General features: G+C 46.1%; 11 protein-coding genes. 1 reads left to right on the top strand and 10 read right to left on the bottom strand.

Annotation, left to right across the window (positions count from 1 at the left end):
* Nucleotides 1-72 precede the first annotated feature (72 nt).
* The 10 genes from GJQ68_RS17070 to GJQ68_RS17025 form a co-directional block, all read right to left on the bottom strand.
* Complete coding sequence (locus GJQ68_RS17070; RefSeq protein WP_235941671.1) at nt 73-2,535, bottom strand: alpha-L-rhamnosidase; 2,463 nt, start codon at nt 2,533-2,535, stop codon at nt 73-75.
* Between the two features lie 10 nt (nt 2,536-2,545).
* Nucleotides 2,546-3,346: a sulfatase-like hydrolase/transferase gene (locus GJQ68_RS17065; protein ID WP_162418512.1), complete on the bottom strand. Its 801-nt coding sequence runs from the start codon at nt 3,344-3,346 to the stop codon at nt 2,546-2,548.
* A 547-nt stretch (nt 3,347-3,893) separates the two neighbouring features.
* Entirely contained in the window at nt 3,894-4,775 is an 882-nt protein-coding gene (locus GJQ68_RS17060; RefSeq protein WP_162418511.1) for a sulfite exporter TauE/SafE family protein, read from the bottom strand.
* Between the two features lie 448 nt (nt 4,776-5,223).
* Nucleotides 5,224-6,876, bottom strand: coding sequence for an arylsulfatase (locus tag GJQ68_RS17055; RefSeq protein ID WP_162418510.1), 1,653 nt, complete (start codon nt 6,874-6,876; stop codon nt 5,224-5,226).
* Nucleotides 6,877-7,145: 269 nt separating this feature from the next.
* The gene (locus tag GJQ68_RS17050; protein ID WP_162418509.1) at nt 7,146-8,597 is read right to left on the bottom strand and encodes a sulfatase family protein; all 1,452 of its coding nucleotides are present in this window, start codon (nt 8,595-8,597) and stop codon (nt 7,146-7,148) included.
* A gap of 114 nt (nt 8,598-8,711) precedes the next feature.
* Nucleotides 8,712-11,198 carry a glycoside hydrolase family 2 TIM barrel-domain containing protein gene (locus GJQ68_RS17045; RefSeq protein ID WP_162340172.1) on the bottom strand — a complete coding sequence of 829 codons (2,487 nt, stop codon included), beginning with the start codon at nt 11,196-11,198 and terminating at the stop codon, nt 8,712-8,714.
* 424 nt (nt 11,199-11,622) lie between these two features.
* Complete coding sequence (locus GJQ68_RS17040) at nt 11,623-12,291, bottom strand: hypothetical protein (RefSeq protein ID WP_162340171.1); 669 nt, start codon at nt 12,289-12,291, stop codon at nt 11,623-11,625.
* 185 nt (nt 12,292-12,476) lie between these two features.
* Nucleotides 12,477-12,677: a hypothetical protein gene (locus GJQ68_RS17035; RefSeq protein ID WP_162340170.1), complete on the bottom strand. Its 201-nt coding sequence runs from the start codon at nt 12,675-12,677 to the stop codon at nt 12,477-12,479.
* Nucleotides 12,678-13,369: 692 nt separating this feature from the next.
* Nucleotides 13,370-14,161 carry a hypothetical protein gene (locus GJQ68_RS17030; protein ID WP_162340169.1) on the bottom strand — a complete coding sequence of 264 codons (792 nt, stop codon included), beginning with the start codon at nt 14,159-14,161 and terminating at the stop codon, nt 13,370-13,372.
* A 585-nt stretch (nt 14,162-14,746) separates the two neighbouring features.
* Nucleotides 14,747-15,094 (bottom strand): hypothetical protein, encoded by a 348-nt coding sequence (locus GJQ68_RS17025; RefSeq protein WP_162340168.1) that lies wholly within the window; start codon nt 15,092-15,094, stop codon nt 14,747-14,749.
* A gap of 186 nt (nt 15,095-15,280) precedes the next feature.
* Between GJQ68_RS17025 and GJQ68_RS17020 the strand changes: the two genes are divergently transcribed.
* Nucleotides 15,281-18,868: a T9SS type A sorting domain-containing protein gene (locus GJQ68_RS17020; protein WP_162418508.1), complete on the top strand. Its 3,588-nt coding sequence runs from the start codon at nt 15,281-15,283 to the stop codon at nt 18,866-18,868.
* Nucleotides 18,869-19,897 lie beyond the last annotated feature (1,029 nt).

Genomic DNA, 19,897 nt, shown 5'->3' with positions numbered 1-19,897 from the left:
TTATATACTTGATTACCAAAATCTTAACTGCTGATCATCGAACATTTAATTCAATTGATAGCTACGAAGCGCCTAACTTCCCGCTCCCGAAAGGGTAATGAGATACGATCCCGACTCCAAGGTAAATTTTCCGGTATCCATTCCTACCAGTTGTCCGGCTTCCATAAGATTGCCGTTTTTCTCCAGGGAGATTTCTTGATTGATACGTAAAGGCAGGGTAACATTTGCTTTACTTTTCTGTGGAATTTCTATTTCAAACACCACTGATTGATCCGGTTTTCGTTGCCAATTGGAAACAATGGTACCCTGTGGAGCCTCGTAGTGGCAACTGATCTGATCCAGCCCTTCCGGAGTAGATGGCGCCAGCGTGAATTCGCTAAAACCCGGATGATTCGGATCAGGCCGGATTCCTCCCAGCCATCGGTAAAACCACTCGGTGACCGTTCCAAACATGGGATGGCTATTGGTAAAAGTGTTATCACTTTCTTTCCAGGTCTCCCAGATGCTGGTGGCTCCATTTTCAATCATAAAGCCCCAACCGGGAAATGCAGTGCTATTGACCACATCAAAAACCACATCCGGGGAGGCATGAGCCGAAAGCATTTCCAGAACGTATTTAGTCCCAAAAATGCCAGTATTAAATTGCCCGGAAGGACCCCTTTGGACGGCCATCAACAAGGAGTCCTTTGCCCTATCAAGATCCTCCTCCGGTATCACTTCATGAAAAAGCAGGGTTGAAAAAAGGGTTTGCTTATTGATAGGCTCTGCAACGGCTCTGTCCCAAAAATTCTTCTTTAATATATCTGTTAGGTTGGCTGCCAGTTGGGCATACTCAGCAGCACCTTCTTCATCGCCCATAAGACCGGCAAAGGTTTCCATAATCCTGGCACATTGTAGGTAATGGCCGGTACCGGTCAACTGAACGGGCGCTGGCTCCAATGACTCGTGGTCCGCCAGCCCTTCGTTTACCATTCCCTCCGGATGAATGCGTGCGGCTTTGTCCATCCACCGTTTATTCAAATCGTAAAGTTCGCTAACGATTGCGGTATCATTATAATAAAGGTAAAGGTAATATTGGGTGATTAAATAAGCAGACTCCCAACTAATCCCACAATACTTAATCCCTGCATAAGGAGCCGTGTCCACAAAGGTGGAATCATTCATCGCATCCACCCAGTCGTAAATGGTCTTTCGGTAAAAATCCTGCATGTCAAAATTATAGATAAACGACTCACTGGTCGCATTCAGATCTCCCCCATATCCAAACTTTTCCCGCACCGCACAGTCGGACTGCACACTTACCAGATTGGATCGAAAGGTTCGATGGACAGCATCTTGAATGTCATTCAACAGGGGATTGGAACTGGTAAAATTACTTCTATCGGGAATGTTGGAGTGGATAAACAAACCCTGAATATCTGAAAGCAAGGGAGCCTCTTCGAGTCCTTCAATTTCCATGTACCGATAGGTACGGTACACAAAGTCCGGCGTAAAATAAGCCTCTTGATCACCCATGATGTAGCGATCCGTTTGCCAGGCAATGGCTGGAGCTCCCGGACCACCAATCCCCTCTTTCTTGATTTGCCCCACCACCGTGGTCATGGGATTCAAGCTACCATCTTCATAGATGCGCTCCCCAAATCTAAACGTAAGGGTATCCCCTTCATTTCCTGAAAGCTTGATTCGATAGGTGCCGGTAAAATTCACCCCCATGTCTACGATAAATTTTCCGGGTTCTACCGCATGCACCGCTACGGGACTGATCTCCTGTGTCACTTGAACAGCCGGAAAAAAGGCTTTCTGTAAAGCTCCCCCTGGACCGGTTCCGGGAATGGCCGGTTTCCAGGCATCGTCGTTAAATCCGGGCAAATCCCAGCCTTCCATTTCCTTGGTTTGATCGTAGACCACCCCCAGGTAGGCACTGTTTTTTATCAGCGGTCCGAAGCTATGCTTCCAGGTATCGTTGCTTACGATTTCGGAGACAGTACCGTCTGCGTAGGTCACCCGTAGCCTGGCAATAAACGTAGGTTTGCCTACATTTAAATCCACCCGCGGGTTTCTTCTCCCCCACTTTCTCAAAGGGAGGGGGTTGTAAAAGCCATTTCCCAAGGTCACGCCTATGGTATTTTCCCCTGCTTCGAGGTGATTGGATACATCGTATTCGGTATAATAAACCCGTTTGGTATAATCCGTCCATGCCGGATCCAGGACCTTATTTCCCAGTGTATCGCCATTGATGGTTGCTTTGTAATAACCGGCAGCCGTAATGTAAAGCATAGCGCTGTCAATCTCGGAAGACACTGAAAACTCCTTTCGGAACAGGGGTGCGGGTCGCGGGCCATAAAAAAGAGAGTCCGCTTCAGGTAAGGGCCTGTCCGACTCCAGCCATTGGGCACCTGTTTCCGGGCATAACCCGCAATCAAGGGCATACTCCTCGGACCCTGTGCAAGAAAAGGCAACCCAAACCAAAACGATTAAAGTCAATTTTTTCATGCTTTCATTTTTCAGTAATACGTAATCTTTTTTCCAACTCATGGTACCATTTTTATTCGATCAGAAAAACAGGGCGATCCACCACCAGGGTATTATCCGAAAGTCCCCTCTCTTTAAGGTATTCCAATAGCTGCCCGGTAGACCAACTCACTTCAGCAATACTTCCTCCAAATGCGGTATTGGGGTGGTTCGTTTGCTGATGAAAGGCCTCCCGTGCTGCCACGGGAACATGAGGCATGGTATGGGAAAGGTAGAGAAAAAAAGGACCCTCGTTATGTTCGTCTATCCATTTAAGGGATGCTTCTGTATATTTTTGAGTTAAGGTGGCCTGATGCTCTCTGTTCTTCGCTCCTCCTTTGATTCTTTCTTCAACTTCTTCATTTTTCATCAAAGGAAGTATGGGTTCATCATTTACGCGTATCGCCATGTCATTGGAATAAGGCAGGCCATACCAAAAATCAAATCCATGTTTGGTAGGAAGGTATTGCGGTTGGTCCCCCAGATGCCATTTGCCTACAATGGCAGTGGCATATCCGGCTTCCTTCAAAATCTCAGGTAATATTTTTTCGGTAGGATTAATACCCTTTGAGGCATTGGGAAAAAGCACCCAACGGTTTTCTGCGTCCAGGTCTAGATCAACCCTTCTTGCCAGGGAACCCGTCATCAATGCGGCGCGTGATGGGGTGCAAACGGGTGCTCCGGCATAAAAGTTGGTAAACCGCAGCCCTTCAGTCATCATTTGGTCTATTTCCGGAGTTTGATTCCAGACCGAGCCATAGGCAGATAAGTCCCCATAGCCCAGGTCGTCGCAAAAGATAAGGATGATGTTGGGGGGAGTTTTTCTAGTTGGCACTTCGATTGAGATTGGCTTGGCTTGAAATGGTTTATTACCAACCAGTGATTCATTTGAATTTAATTGAAATGTGGATGGAGAATAGTGGGTTGAATTTCCCCTATTAAATTCATAAGCAAAAATGTGATTGCCTGGTAAAGACAAGATCATAATAGGTATTAACAATGTAATATAACGCATAGGCTATAGTAATGGTCATTTTTCCAGGGTGCCTTATCCCACACCAGTCAGTTAATTAACTAAAGGCGCTTTCGCCAGTAGGCTAATAGCAATTTGGATAAAAATCTTTTTGTTTAAATGTATTAAGATGTTCCAGGCAAGGCATCCACTATTTTAACCAAAATGTGTTGTATATTGACAAAGGACGCTTTTAAAAATACCGATAGGAATGAAATTGTCCCGATTTTCTAAAAAGTAGTCGAATGCAACTCGTAAAAATGGTCGATGACTCTCAGGCTTTTTCTTAACCCACATGGCAGCTAACCGCTCAGAAGTAGCTGTTTTTTCCATGGAACAACCTAAAACACGGGGTAATGGGTTTTTCCTATTAAATTACTTCGACTTTCGACTCCCCTTCTTTTCGGATGGCCGAAAGAAACATCCATACCGATGTATAAAGAACGATACACAAGACCACCCATTTGAGCATTAACAGTGGTAACGATTTAACAACAAAAGCGGCCAGAAACACGCCTATAATCCCGGCAATCGATAGCGATAATGAAACTTTCCTGTCATAGGCTCCTTTTTTAACAAACTGTGCCCCACCAGCCGCCATTAACATGGCAGTTGCGGTCATCATAATTGGAAAGGCAGTGAGCGGATGCATCCCTAGCGCATAGACCATTGCCATACAGGGAGCATAAAACCCGACTCCGACAGTTTGCAAGGCACCAAAAATAAAGCTCATACCAACAATAACAGCTAGTTTCCAACCTGTCAGTCCTATGGCCTCGCCGCCAACAGGCATCAAATCCAAAAAGCTGGCTATCATAATCAGGGCCACAGCCAGCAGGCCAAAACCAAGTCCCATCTGAATCCTGCGGCGTGACATCCGGGACACAATATCGGCACCAAGCAATGCACCCAGGGGTGCAGCTGTTGACATGCTGACCAGGGTAACGGGGTCCACCTGAACTACCGTCATGAATATAAAAGCCTGCGTTACAGTGGGAATTGTATTTCCAACATTCATTGTACCAGGAATCAGGCGGTCATCAACAAGCTTAAAAAACTTAAAAATAGCGGTCTGCTGTGCAAAACTTCCGATCCCCAGGGTGTCGAAAAAATTGGTGATAAATCCGGTTCCTAAAAGACCTGACCATGGTTTGCCGGAAAACATCTTTCTATTTCTAAAAACGTCAGTAATAAAATAGAACCCAAACGTTCCCGTCATGATCCCCAAAATTACTTTTAGAATGATACTCATAACCAATCGCTTTGGAAAGTAACGGCATGCCCAATTGATAATACCATTTTAATTATCGAACTTAAGTTGTCGATAAAAGTACTAAGATGACTCGTCTTGACTATTCAGTATTTTAACCAAAATGTGTTGTATGTTAACCTGCGGGTTTGGCTAACAAAATGGAGGAATACAACCGCTAAAAAATCATGGTCAGCCGTGCAGGACCAAAGAAATTTGGGAACATAATACGTTTTTTTATTTTATAGCAACAATGTAAATAGCTTACGTACTGCTCATCCTGCAAGCTGTCAGCCAATTCGACACCCTCGAAACCCGATCACGATTATTAAACAACCTGGCCTCCGCCGTTCGGGAGTATATGGTAAGCCTTCTGTTTTCGGAGGCGAAGCCGGAAAGAGCCGCTCCTCATCCCAACTCTTTGGGATTACTGTAAGCAGATCAGGGCAAGCTATCGATTCCCCCAATCCACCACCCCTACCCGATCTGCCCAGGTTTGGTATTTTTGAATCATGCTTTGGGCCACTTCGGGATACTCCTCCACCAAATTACGTTGCTCGGTGCGGTCGGTCTCCATATCGTAAAGCTCCCAGGAGAGCCCGGGATTTCTTCGCTCCACCAACTTCCATTTTCCATCCCTAAATCCCCTATTGCCTTCATGCTCCCATCCAATGGCCTGATGATCAAACCTTTGATTTCGGAACACCGGCACCAGGCTTTGTCCTTCCATCGCTTGGATCTTTTCTCCCTTGTATTCCTCGGGATAACTGGCTCCGGCTACTTCTACAATGGTGGGCATGATGTCGATGATATGTCCCAGTTGGTCCGTAGCACGGGAAGCTTGCTGAATGCCTTCCGTCCAGTAGGCGATCAGGGGTGTAGCAATGCCTCCCTCGTGGATATAGTGTTTGTACAGTCGAAAGGGGGTATTACTCACATTTGCCCACTCGGAAGCATAACTCATATAGGTACTCTCCGGACCGGGCATCTGACGGACATCATTGCCCCTGAGCAGGGGACTTCCATCCCGCTGAAACGCCGGAAAGTGAAGGGACCTGGGCCAGTTATCGGTCAGCACCTCGTGACAACCTCCATTATCCTGCAGAAAGAATATTAGCGTATTGTCCAATTGTCCGGTTGCTTCCAGTGACTGAATGATTTTTCCAATGCCCTGATCCATCCGGTCTACCATGGCTGCATAGACTTCCATGCAGGCTGCCCACCATTCCTTATCTTCGGTTGCTTCCCAGGAAAGGTTATCGGGATCCCTGTCACTCAATTTCCATTCGGGAGGAATCAGGCCCATGGCCGTCATTCTGGCCATGCGCTCCTCCCGTATCTTGTCCCATCCCTGGTCATACCTGCCCTTGTATTTCTTGATGTCCTCCGGCAAGGCATGAAGGGGCCAATGGGGAGCGGTATAGGCGATGTAGCCAAAAAAGGGCCTGTCATCCCCCTCCGCATCTCCCAGGTTTCTGATAAACTCCGATGCATGCTCACTAATGGCATCCGTATAATAAAAGTTTTCCCCGGAAGTGATGGGGGTATTGTTTCGGGTCAGGGTAGCCGGATTGTAGTAAGAGCCAGCTCCATGGATGGTACCGAAAAACTCCTCAAAACCCCGCTGTAAAGGCCAATTATCCTTGGATGTTCGTATTTTCTGATCTTCGGTCAACCAGGTCCTCCAGAAATCCACATGCTTGGTCACATGCCATTTTCCGGACATAAAAGTTCGGTAACCACTCTCTTTTAGGGTTTCGGCGATGGTCACACATTGCTTGTTCAGGTCTCCTCTGTAGGAAGGAACGCCCCGGTCGTTGGTCATGCCGCCTATACCTGCCTGATGGGGATACAGTCCGGTGAGTAAGGATGCGCGGGTGGGACAACACCTGGCCGCATTGTAAAACTGGGTGAATTTTATACCTCCTTCGGCCAGTCTGTCCAGGTTTGGGGTGGATATCTCTCCCCCAAAACTTCCCATATCGGAATAGCCCATATCGTCCGCCATGATAAGGAGAATATTGGGTCTTTTTTGAGCCCATACTTCAGGCAAAAGCCATACATTAAATAAACAGGCGAGTAAGACGGGAGCTATTTTTTTCATGATCATTGGGTTATGGGTTTTTCAGGAGCACTTTTCTTTTCGCCATGACCAAAATGGCCAAGAAGTAATCCGCCGTCCCGCGTTTTACTTATGGTCGAAATTTGGTATGGGTGAGGAAACATCAACCAATGTTCCATTTGGGTCTTTAAGCAATAATCTTCTTTGTCCGTAAAATGTGTCCGAGCAGATGTTTGTCATCATCCTGTTAATGGTGTTCATCTTTGGTTTTTCAATGTACGACAATGAATATACTACATTCACCCAGTCTTTTAATGACCTTCAAACCAGTATTCCTCGAATTCTTTGCGAATTTTTTCCAACTTCTCCGTATAAGCCGGGTCCTGGGTAAAATGGGTGGTCTCATAGGGATCCTCCTTCAGGTCCATCAGGCGCTCCTCAAATCCCGCTGCATCATATCGGATGTATTTGATACCCCCTTCCTGGATTACTGCCCTGCTGATTTCCCCCTCTATGCCCAGGCTTTCCCGCCAATCCACTTTTTCCCCCTCGAAAAGCGGGCGCAAACTACTGCCACGTGGATCCGTTTCGGCAGCGATGCCGGCGTAGTCCGCCAAAGTAGGTAATAAGTCCAAGCCCACCGACACCAATTGCCGGTCATTTACCTGCCCGGCGGGTATGTGTCCTTTCCACATGGCCGTAAACGGAACTTTAACCGACTCCTCGTACAGTACGTTTTTGTGCTCCAATCGATGGGAGCCGTCGTTGTCTCCGTGCTCGCTGGTGAAAAGGATCAGCGTCTCTTCTTCTTTGCCACTTTCAATCAACGCATCCAAAATTTCCTGAACGTGCACATCCACCATTTCGGTCAACCGGGCATAGGCCCAGCGGTGCATGCGCCACTGCTCTTCAGTATATTCTTCTCGGGCTCCCCTGCGAAAGAACCGGGGATCACGGTTCAAAAACAGCTCAATGGCCTTTGCCTCGTCTTCCTGGGGTTCGAAATTGGGAGGCAAGGGTGGGCAGTACTGTTCAAAAAATTCCTCCCGACTGATGCCCTCCGGCAACTCCAGGGCCTTGTCCAGCAGTGCGAGTTCCGTTTTAAAATTTCGTTGCAACTGCTGCTGGTAAGTGGAATCTGCAAAATCCCGTATGGCCATAAAGCAAATGTCATGCGGGTTAATTAGGGATACGGCCATAAAATAGGGCTTATCGTGATCGGCCCTGATGTAGTCGGCAGCCTTGCTTGCCAATTCCCCTCTGGCATCTTCGGTGAGCACATGAAATCCCACCAAATCCGGATCCAGGAATGCTGGCAGGTGCTGTTTGCCCCCATACACCAAATCGTACCCCGCTTTTTTCAGGAAGCTTGCCAGATTTTCACCCGATGCCTCCGGGCTGTTGGCCGGGATATCCATAGCCCCTGCATTGTTCCTTACCTGCCGGCCTTCAGCGTCTTTGTAAAAGCCAGGGAACCTTCCCGTCATCAAACTTACCCGGGAGGGAGAACATACCGGATTGGTAACATAGGCCCGGGTAAAACGAATGCCATTGTTGGCGATGTAATCCATGGCAGGGGTATGGAGGTATTGGTTACCCGAACTGCTCATCATGCTCTCGCTTTGCTGATCCGTGAGGATTAAAATGATATTGGGGTGCCTTGCCTGTTCCTTGCAGGAAAGGAGCAACAGCAGGCCAAGGAGAACCAAAACAGGCCGGGTAAAAGTCCCGATCATACTTCTCTTTTTTAAAGGTTTGGGCATAATGCTAAATTTATGATTTGTTTACCCCAAATTCATTACTATACATCAAATTTCGGACGGCAAATAAGTATCCTTTTCCTGCAGGTTGTTCGGTACACCTTTTTCGAATAAGTTTTATTGGGTAACAACCGTCACTTCTGCTTCCTCCAGGCCTTCTGCTTTAGCGGTTAAGGTAAGCTGTCCCGGTTTTCCGTTCGATTTTACAATAACCAGGCATTTTCCGTTAAAAACCTTACGTGAGGGGTTATCAAAGCTTTCCTCATTTAACGGATCTCCATTATCTACTGCGATAATGCTTGCCTCGCCATCTATTTTAAACTGAATCCTGTTGGAAGCATTGGGAACGAAATGGTTGTTATTGTCCAAAATGTTTACTTCCACATGAACCACTTGCTGCTTGTCGGCCTTTATCGTTTGCCTGTCGGCCAAAAGCTGAATTTTTGCCGGATCTCCTGAGGTCACCACTTCCATTTCCGAAACCACTTCACCATTCCGTTTGCCTTTAGCCACCAAAACTCCTGGTTCATAAGGAACCAGCCAAACCAGGTCCATCTTATCCCCCATTTCCTTTTCTCCTAACGATTTGCCGTTTAGAAACAACTCCACTGACTCACCATTTGAATAGGCCACCACAGGTATTTCCACGCCCTCCTTGCCTAACCAATTCCAATGAGGAAGGATATGTACCATGGGTGCATCGGTCCATTGGCTTTTATAGAAAAAATAGGTGTCTTTGGGGAATCCGGCCATGTCTATGATCCCATAATTCCAGAATCTCGCCGGCCACCCCATCAACGACTCTCCCAGATAATCAAACCCGGTCCAGCGAAACTCGCCTGCCATGTAGGGTAAATCACGTGTTCTCCTCCAGGAATCACGCGCACCTATCCGTACCATGGCATTGTCATAGGAAGAACTGTAATGTTTGGGCACGTCGGTAAAGACCTCCTCTTCCGTAAGATTCGGAACTTTCATTATTCCTCCCAGGGGATTTTGTCCCCGGTACCAGGAGTGGGTCCGGTACACTCCTCTGGTTTGAAAGGAGTGGGGAACTTCAGTCGCCAAAAATATTCTGTCCGGATAGGTCTCCTTATCTGCTTCATACATAAACGCAGAGCCACCTCCTCCATTATATCCGGTCACATCCAATTGGGAGGCAAATCCACTTTCGTTGGCCAGGTGCATGTGGGTTATGCCCGCGGTAATCGGCCGGGTCGGGTCTTCTTCTCTAACGACTTCCATCAATCGTTTCAATCGCTCCGTCCCTATTTCAAAGCAAGCGTCTGGAATTTCATTTCCAACACTCCAAAGAATGACCGACGGATGATTTCGGTCTCTACGGATCAGCTCGGTGAGGTCCTTTTCTGCCCACTCGTCAAAATGCAGGTGGTACCCGTATTTTGCTTTTCCTTCCGGCGGCTTTATTCCCCCAAAAGGCCAGGATTCCAGCCATTCGTCAAAGGCTTCGTCCATCACCATAAAGCCCATCCTATCACACATTTCCATCAATTCCTCCGAATGGGGATAATGTGCCGTCCGGATGGCATTGCAACCCATGTCTTTTAATATTTCCAGCCGGCGTTCCAACACCCGGTCGTTTAACGCTGTACCAAGTGCCCCTAAATCCGCATGAATGTTAACGCCTTTCATTTTCATCCTTTCTCCATTTAAGGAGAATCCATTGTCCGGTGAAAACTCGAAATAGCGTATGCCTACCGGTGTATGTAGCTCATCCATCGGGGAGTCTTTTTGACGCAAAAGGGTCTTAAGGGTATAGAGGGTAGGATCATCGGGAGACCATAAATCGGGCTCAAGGAGGGTTAATTTTTGGTCGAAGGTCGTGTCCTTCCCGGGATCCACCTGAGCCGTTATTTCCGATTGGCCAACCAGTTCATTGCTGGAAGTGTACAGTTCCTGAAACAGCTGAAATGGCTCGTCGTGCTCCCAATCATTCTTGATGGTGGTACGGATAGCTACTTGGGCACTTTCTGAGGTGACATGGGGAGTGGTTACAAAAACCCCATGTCGGGCAACATGCAATTTGTTGGTTTTAACCAGCCAGACGTGCCTGTTGATACCGCAACCGGTATACCAGCGTGCGCTTGGCTGTTGGGAATTGTCTACCCGCACGGCAATCACATTGTTTCCATTTACATTCAGGTATGGGGTTAAATCGTAGTTAAAACTGATATAGCCATAAGGTCGAAGTCCCAGGTAATGCCCGTTTATCCAGACCTCACTATTTTCATATACTCCTCCAAATTCGATGGAAATTTTGGACCCGGCAGCCTCTTCCCCTAATAAAAAGGTCTTTCTATACCATCCCACCCCTCCTGATGAAAAGCCCCCGGGCCTGCCCGTAGGATTATCTGGTGAAAATTCATCCAGAATTGCCCAATCATGGGGAACATCGATTTCTTCCCACCCACTATCGTCAAAATTCGGCTGCGAAGCTTCCGGAAAATCTCCCCTGGAAAACCGCCAATCAAAATCAAAGCTTTCTTTTTGCCTGCCGGGTTTTTCCGATTTATTGCTATTCCCACAGCCAAAACAAAAAGCAGTTATTAAAATAAAAAGGAAGTTCTGAAAATGCTGTCTCATGGTGACTATAATTGCTTCTTAACGATCATACGTTGTCCCAAACGAAAGGTCGTGATAACCTGTCTCGAACTTGATTCGGGAGAATTTCCTATGTTTAACAATGATCCCAGTGTGTGAGGATCTCGTCATGGTCGATTTCATATGTTTATAATTGTCTTTAAGTGGCCATATGGAATCTCGCATGCTTTATAATCATCCCTCTGTGTGTCGCCTCCATCATGCTCGATTTCATGGAAATAAATGTTAGGAAAAATCTCTTTTGCCTAATTGGTTGAAAAGGATATTCAATTTTAGGATTTTGTGCTTTAAAAGGTGTGCTTTATTTTGACAATATTATACAGTATGTTGACTGAAATACAACCTGTGTAACTGCCTAAAATTCATCGAAGCAGTTTACCACACTAAGTAAAAAGCGGAGCACTCGTCATGCTCGATTTCTAATATCAATTGCATGCTGAGCGTAATTTCGATACCATTCAATCGGGCAGTGCTGCTTGTAATTTTCAAAGGCCCGTATGATTTGATCTTCTTCCAGATGCGCTTGGGATAGCTCAACATCAGAAAGTTTGCGGCTCCAGATATGATGGGTAGTTCGAATGGCATTTACGGTCTCAATGGGATCGGTTAACGTTTCCGGAAAGCCCAAATCGGCAATTACATATTCAATGATTGGTTCGTAATCCTTGTTAAAGGGTTCGGTAGAGTCGTTCAACGCATCTACATATTCTTTCAGGATATTCAATTTCTCAAAGGAGGATGTAGTAGTCTCCTGATTCTTTAGGGCGGTTTCGGCCCAATTAAGTGCTTTGCGGAATTCCTGAATCTGCCGGTTGCATCGTATCAAAAGGCCTACTATCTGAAAGTAAAGGGAAGGATGGTGATGTGGGGCTAATTTGTTGGTTACTTTTTCAAAATGAACGATCGCTTGCCGGTAAATTCCTCCTTGCCAGTAACAATATCCAATTTGATGATGAAGTTTAATATCAAAAACCTCCCGATCCATGCTTGCTTTAATGGTCCCGGCGTAGCTGTTTACCAGATCAATTTGCTGTCGATAATCCCAAATAGGGATGTCTCGGTACAATTTGAACATTATTTCTTTTGGCAAAAAATCCTTGGCTAGTTGGTCTGTATCCATTTTCAAATATTCCCTCTGATCCGATCGAAACAATCTTTTCACTTTCCTCAAAAACAAATTGGGCTATCCTATTCCGATCACTTACGGGGATTTTGGACAAATCTTTTAAAAATTTTTTATTAATCCGGACAGTCACCCAATCAGGTTTTGTTTAATTGATCGTAATAGGCTTTCGCTTCATTTAAATCTAGATTTTCAGCAGAATCATTTTCCTCCATTAATTTTCCCAGTGCATGATCTTCTAATAGCTGCTCTATTTTTTCAAAATCGGCGATATCAATTTGTACGGCCACTTTTTTTTGGTCCTCGTCAACGATATATTTTCTTTTGATTTTTTTCATAACTCTTGCAGGTTGGTACAAATTGGTCAATATTTTAAAATAAACCAAGTTTGCCCGATATTTTATTACCATGTCCGAAACGATCCGGTACAAATACGGATTTGTCAAGTTTCAATGTTGATTTTTTATCCATGATTCATTATAACTAATACGTATAAATACATGAAAAAAGTACGTACTTAGCATGTCTTTTTCTATTTAGAACTAATCAGTTCAGGAAAAGGGGGAACACCCTTCCACCGGTACTTGCCGGAATGCGATAAAACTCGCATAAATACCTCCCCTTAAGCATGAATTCTCAAAAACAGCAGCAGCCATTTTGACAACCCTTCTGTATAGAAAGCTGCTCGATGCAACCTGTTTAAAGTCGGATTCCCACATCAGCATGTCGATGAGCTGTTCCAAAGCTCTGTGACCCCTTCAAGTCAGGCCTTATACATGCAGGAGCGGGTTTAACTTACTTTCGTTTCAATAAAATCACTAGGCTTAATTTTAAGTATAATAGTGTAATTTTATCTGCAAACCCGCTCCTGAGTTTAGGTGAGTTTATGGGGTAGTTTTAGATAATTCTAAGTTTAATTGCTATTAAAAATCAAATCATAGAAAATCAACTATTTTCCATGGTTTCAAACGTTTTAAAGCCAATAGAATTCTAAAACAGCTTTTATTCACCTGAAAAAGAGAAAAATTTATTATTCCCCAAACAACCAATTAGCATATGCTTGAGCAGCACTTGCGGCACCAGCCCCAATCAATGCTCCAGGACCTGTAAATGCCCCTGTAACTGCTCCGACAAAATCAGCTTTACAAACAGAGCAAGCTTGTTCAATTACATCTATTTCGCGTATAGAGTCCACCCACTGACTTTCATTCCCCAAAACTTCCTGATTATGCCAATATTGATGTGAATATCTCGAAACAGCATAAGATTCTAACAGAACAGCTTTTTGCTCTTCACTAAAAGAATCATTTTTTAATACATCATTTTCTAGTTCTTTAGTTCTTTCGATAAAATCTAATACTTTATCGGTATTGTTACCGGAAGTTATAAAATTAAAATCTGGTATTGGAAATGGATTGAAAGGGAAGAGATCGCATAATGTCGGAATATAATCACATCCAGTCGACGATTGATTGTCTAAAACTATTCCTACATCCACACCATCGTTTTCCATTTCTTGGAATACATCAAATGTTGCATTGATTTCATTCCCATTGTAGGGTAGGTTATTTATAGAATAAAATTCTCTAGTTATTTCCAATAAATTACTGCGAAAAGCACTATTTTCAAAATCATCACGAGTTATAAAAAAATCTAAAAAATCATTATGAAGTTGACCTGTTATGTCCCATTCATTACTCCGGTTTTCTGTTTCTGCATTTGTAATTAATCTTTCTGAATTTTCTGGTTTAAAATCATCTTCACTACAAGATATGACACCTAAGCATAGAAAAAATACCACTGAAAAATTTAATACTTTCATCTTTTTTAAAATTTAAATTATACTACTCGTTTGGCTTTTCGTTTCCGCCCCGTTTTTTTTAGTGGGTTCTAGACTCCACTTTTCCATTGCAAAAATTTCATTTGAACACCGCTGGACTACGACTCCGTAGGCTTTCTCGGACCTTCCTTGTTTTCTAACTTTCTATTAACCTATTTATTACGAGCACTTTAAAATAGATATTAACAGAACCAGGTCGCCAATTAACTCGTTTTATTGTTCCTATTTAAAAAGAATTAACTCCGTACAAGCTATTGGAATTCAACAATACAAAATTTCTTTTTCATTGCCCAAATCTCCGCTGCCCCTTTTTAACAAAACTGCCTCTCCGGGATATTCCTTCCACTTAAAAAGATTCTACAAAACATGATTCAGCGATAAGCAATGCGGGCAAGATAGTGGAAAAATAGGATTTCACCAACGGTTGCCTTGAGATTTAAGACGAGGGGATGCTGTTTTGAAGCTATATATATGCTACTGATAGGTTGGGTGTCTTCTGCTCTGCACTTTCGGCTTTCCCTGATTTCCATGTTTACTGCTTCGACAGGCACTTCACGAACAATCCACCTAAAACCTAAACGACACCTCCATGCCCAGGCCGGGTTTGTTGAGGCCAAATTTAAACTGCTTGTCGACAAAGGGTTCTGCGGTAAATTCATTGCTAAACCGGGTCTGTGTATAAGAGAATAAGGGGAAGTACATGCCCAGGTATAATCCCTTCCGGGGGTTAAATAGGATACCTGGCTCAATAGATCCCCCGAATCGAACGATATCATCCCGAATAGTTGACGAACCCCCAAAATCATTGGAATAACTGCCTATCCCGGCAAACAAATTTGCTCTAATGGCCGGCCTCCAATTCTTTTCGCTGCCCTCCGGGTCAAAGTAAGGAGATAGCAGAGGTAATCTCTTCATAGCCCTGTTGTTTAGTGTGGGGAAAACAGAATATATAGTTACCTACCTATCAGGAAGTTAAAACATTTAATTAAAAAAGTCAATAGCCAATCGGCAACCGATTTTCAATTCATCTAAAAAAACCAATTCCAACTTCAGGGAATTTGATTTAACTTGCGGGGTCATCCTTCTCATTCCTGTTAGCCTATGCCTTTTAGATTACTCCCCCTTTGCATTTTGCTACTCTGCGAAAGCGCTTCTTTTGCGTTTTCCGGGGAAAATCCGCTTATCAAAGTGACCGGGACCGTCACCGCAAGTTCGGCCGCAGCCAATGCCCCGGCACAACAAGCCATTGACGGCAATCTCAGTACCTCCTGGGTATCGGCCAATCCTTTTCCAAACCTTTATTTCAGCAATCCGGAACAAAATATTTTGTTGGGGCAAGCCCTGAACAGCCCCTCTGGCACCATATTGGCCAATGCCACCGATGGGAAATTAGGTACCTATACTCCTCAAATCAGCCTAGTCGATGGTAAGGCAACTGCAGCACTGCTCTTCTCCGATCCAAAAAAAATCCACCTGTTGGGCCTTCGTTTGGGTGGCCTTCAGGAAGATGTTGAAATCAACCTTTTTGATGCCTCCGGCAACGTTACCTTGCTGCTTTACACCGACATCCAAAATAACGCCACGATCCGTTACACGCCGGATGTAGAAAACATTGTCAGCATCAGCCTTTCCAGTACTGCCCCCTTTTTTATCTATGACCTGGCAGCCCTGGAGCAAGCCGCTGTGGAATACCTTACCATTGACCTGGAGCAGGACCGATGGATAAAGCAAATCCACAGCAAGCACTGGGCCGGCTGGGGCAATGCCACGGCAACATCCCTGCTGATGGGTACCCACCTGGACAGCTTGGTACAGGTAGGCAGCCTCAATCCAACAGACCTTTCGCTTGTTATTACCGAATTTCCGCAGGCCATAAAAGCACGGTACGTTAGAATTGCCCATACCCTGGTACCTGAAAATTATAAGAAGGTATCCGTATTTGAACTGGAAATTTTTGGGGAAAATGCCCCTAATCCCCCGCCCTCCGTTACATGGGATCCGCATGCCGGTCTCTACCCGGCCTTGTCCTCAGAGGCAAGTGTAGTTGCCAGTTCCACCGCAGCCGGAGCGCAAAATCAGGCCTCCAGGGTCCTGGACAACGATTTTTCCACGGCCTGGGTATCCGATAATCCCCTGCCTGACCGGTACGTTTCCAATCCCCTGCAAAATGTGCTCCTGCATCTGGCCGGAGAAGCATCCGGAGCGATCCCTGTCGAAAAAGCTACCGATGGTTTATTGGGAAACAGTACGCCCACTATTCCAATACCCGAGGGAGAAAACCTCGCCTGGTACCGCCTTTCTGTTCCTTCCCTGCCCATTCACCGTCTGGGATTGCGGATTTCGAACAATTTCAGCGAACCCATTAGCATACGCCTTACCACGGCCAACGGAGAAAGGAAAGAACTTTCCTATCCGGTAGGTACCAGTGGGCACCAACGGTTTACCGTCGAACTGGACCAGGTCACCGAAGTTTATTTGAGTTCTCCTTCGGCCTTCAGCATTCAGGAAATCGCGGCCTACAGCCAGCCCCTGACCGAGCACCTGACCATGGATCTGGGAGAGAAAAAGCAAGTTTCCTGGATCCGAACCCGGCAATGGAACGGTGCAGGCACCGCCATTTCGGCTACATTGCTCCTGGGAAACCATCCCGACAGCCTGGTAGGGGTAAAAGACCTGGACCCAAGCATCCTGGATTTCCAAACGATCCAATTGCCCGAACCCATTCCGGCCCGCTACCTGAGGATGGAAATACAGTTGGCCGATGAAAATTATAAAAAAGCCACCATACAGGAAATCACCGTTTACGACGAATACGGCAACTATGGCCCCCCTCCTGCCCCAGAACCACAGGACCGGAGTTTCGGGGAACTCTTTGGGCTGAATACCGTCTGGGCCTGGGGAACAAAGAAAGTACCGAACCTGCAGGGTCCCGACGAAGGTGCTCAAAAATTTATCCGGGCGGCTTCCCAGGCCAGAAATTATCACAACATCCACTGGGATACCCCGGATCCGGATCAGATCCCCAGCTATGATCCGGACAACCTGCAGGTGCACCTGAAATGGACCCAATGGGAACAGGAATATTCCGATTGGAAAAATAAGGGGTTTTCCGTGGATGCGACGTACACCTTCGACCGGTTTCGGGAGTCCGACTGGGATAGCCCCTACGAATCGGGGGAGGCCCTGGGACAGGCTTTTGCCGGCACCTTCGGACCTGGAAACCTGGATCTTATCCGTTCCGCGGAGATTGGCAACGAACCCTGGGATTACAGCAATGAGACCTACCGGCTTATCCTGGAGGGCATGGCAAAGGGTATGAAATCCGCCGACCCAGCCTTGACCGTGCTGCCCGCAGCGCTTCAGGCCTCCAATCCCGAGGCCGGGAATTCCGGAATCAGCAAAAATTACATGGGCTACAAACTATCGGAAGCCGCTGCTCCGTACCTGGATGGCATCAACCTGCACCTGTACAGCTATATCCGAAACGAAGCGGGAATTCGCCTGGCCGTGCACCCGGAGCATCCGGCTTCGGAGATGCGGGCACTCTTTGCCGGGCTGCGCTTCCGGGATCATAACATGCCCGGCAAGGAGGTCCACGTCACCGAATGGGGCTGGGATGCTTCCAGTGCCAATGAAACCGCTTCCAACAGCGAAGCCGTATCGGCCATTTCCCAAGCCGTGTATGCCGTGAGAGGACTGCTTTGGCTGAGCCGCATGGGCGTTGACCGGGCCCATTGGTATTTCTATGCGAATGTGGATTTGGAAAGTACGGACTCCCAACGAAACTACGACCGCTCCGGCCTTACGGAATCCCTCAACTTTAACTTTAAAGAAAAAAGGTCCTTTTTCGCTGCCGAAGCACTTCAAAACCGAATGGCCAGCCTACGTTTTCAAGAAGTATTGAAGGAAGACGATAAGGCCTATATTTACCTGCTGCGCAATGAAGCCGGTGAAGACAGCCATTTAATCGCCTGGAGACCGGTCACCGGGGATGATTCTGTGGCCGTAAACCTTGCCCTTCCCTACGAATTGCCTGCAGCATCGGCCTGGTACCTTTCCGGACTGGACCCACAGGGGGAAGTTGCTACTGTAGGCTATGAAAACGGCCAACTGCTGCTACCCCTGTCTTCCAAGCCACTGCTTATCCAACTGGGCAAATCTTCCCCAAGCAGCCTGCGGATGCGACAAGAGGCCAGCTTACGCGCAGAGGAAACAGATGGGAAGGTGAAATTGATTTTAAAGACCGGCAGCCCACTGCATGGATCGGAAAGCATCGCCTTAACGAAAGACCTAAAGTTGGGAAATATATCCTGGGAAAAAAGCGATGAACTTACCTGGCACAGCCTTCCGGAACAGCTCCGTCCAGGTTCCTACCAAACTTCAGCAATCCTGAAAGGAAGCGATGGTCAGTTGCAGACTACCAATGCAGTTCATTTTGTAATGAAAAGCCAGGTTAGCCTGAACCCCAATCCCTCAACAGGCCTGGCTGCCCTGGAAGTAAAACGCGCCTTTCCGGAGCCCAGCCAATTGACCCTGCTGTCTGTGGATGGGCAGGTGGTAGGAACCTATGTACTCCCCGCCAACGAGACGGTACTTACCTTACCGGTAGCCCACCTGAAAACCGGTTTGTATATTATCAAGTTGGAAAACAGCGGATTTACGGACCGGATCAGGTTTCTAAAAGAGTAGAAAAAAAAATCTGTGAGGTTTCAAAAACCTGACAACCTAATCTTGATCTATTTTCCGTAAAAAGATTCAACCCCTGCCGGGGTTGGAGCTTCGTTCTTGTTAGCTTTCCGCGGGTTGCACCCACGGTTATTGTTGTTCAGGCCCTTCAGGCCTGTTGCTATATGGGAATTAACAACGACCATGAAAGGTATCTAGAAAGATTAATCCAAATTGAGCCCAATCAGATGCAGTGAAGTTCCATATCACTTCCCAGGAAACAAGCTCCTATTCAACTCCGAAGCCTGAAGGGCTTCAACAATAATAACCCCGAGCGAAACCCGGGGTGCAGGAGCCAATCTATCCTTCCAGCAACCCCGAAGTGAGTTGAACACAGTCCTGCTTACACGGTATGCCGTCTTCTAATACCATTTCCCATGGTTCCCATGGGTCGATATAATGAATCGATTATAGAAATAGTTGTTTTTACAACGGATGCACAGTAAGTTCAACCCCTGCCGGGGTTGGAGCTTCGTTTTTGTTAGCTTTCCGCGGGTTGCACCCACGGTTATTGTTGTTCAGGCCCTTCAGGCCTGTTGCTATATGGGAATTAACAACGACCATGAAAGGTATCTAGAAAGATTAATCCAAATTGAGCCCAATCAGATGCAGTGAAGTTCCATATCACTTCCCAGGAAACAAGCTCCTATTCAACTCCGAAGCCTGCAGGGCTTCAACACTAATAACCCCGAGCGAAACCCGGGGTGCAGGAGCCAGTCTTTCCTTTCAGCAACCCCGAAAGTGGGTTGAATATTTTTTTCCAAAAAGCCCGGAATCAAATACAAAACCGTTCAAACGAACCAAATTGTCCTATATTAAAATCGAACTCAGTAACAGGGCTCTTTATCTTAAATAAATGGAAGTCGACCAAAGTCCGCACATGCTGAAAAATCGGATTATAAAAAAGACACTTAACGTATTAACCTAATTAATTCAAAATAAATCCATCTATTCTGGTCAGTATCCATCCAACCTTCAACATGCGCGTAACCT

It is taken from the genome of Cyclobacterium roseum (assembly GCF_010119225.1).
Classification (GTDB): Bacteria; Bacteroidota; Bacteroidia; order Cytophagales; family Cyclobacteriaceae; genus Cyclobacterium; species Cyclobacterium roseum.
This window is presented reverse-complemented; position numbering and strand designations above follow the sequence as displayed.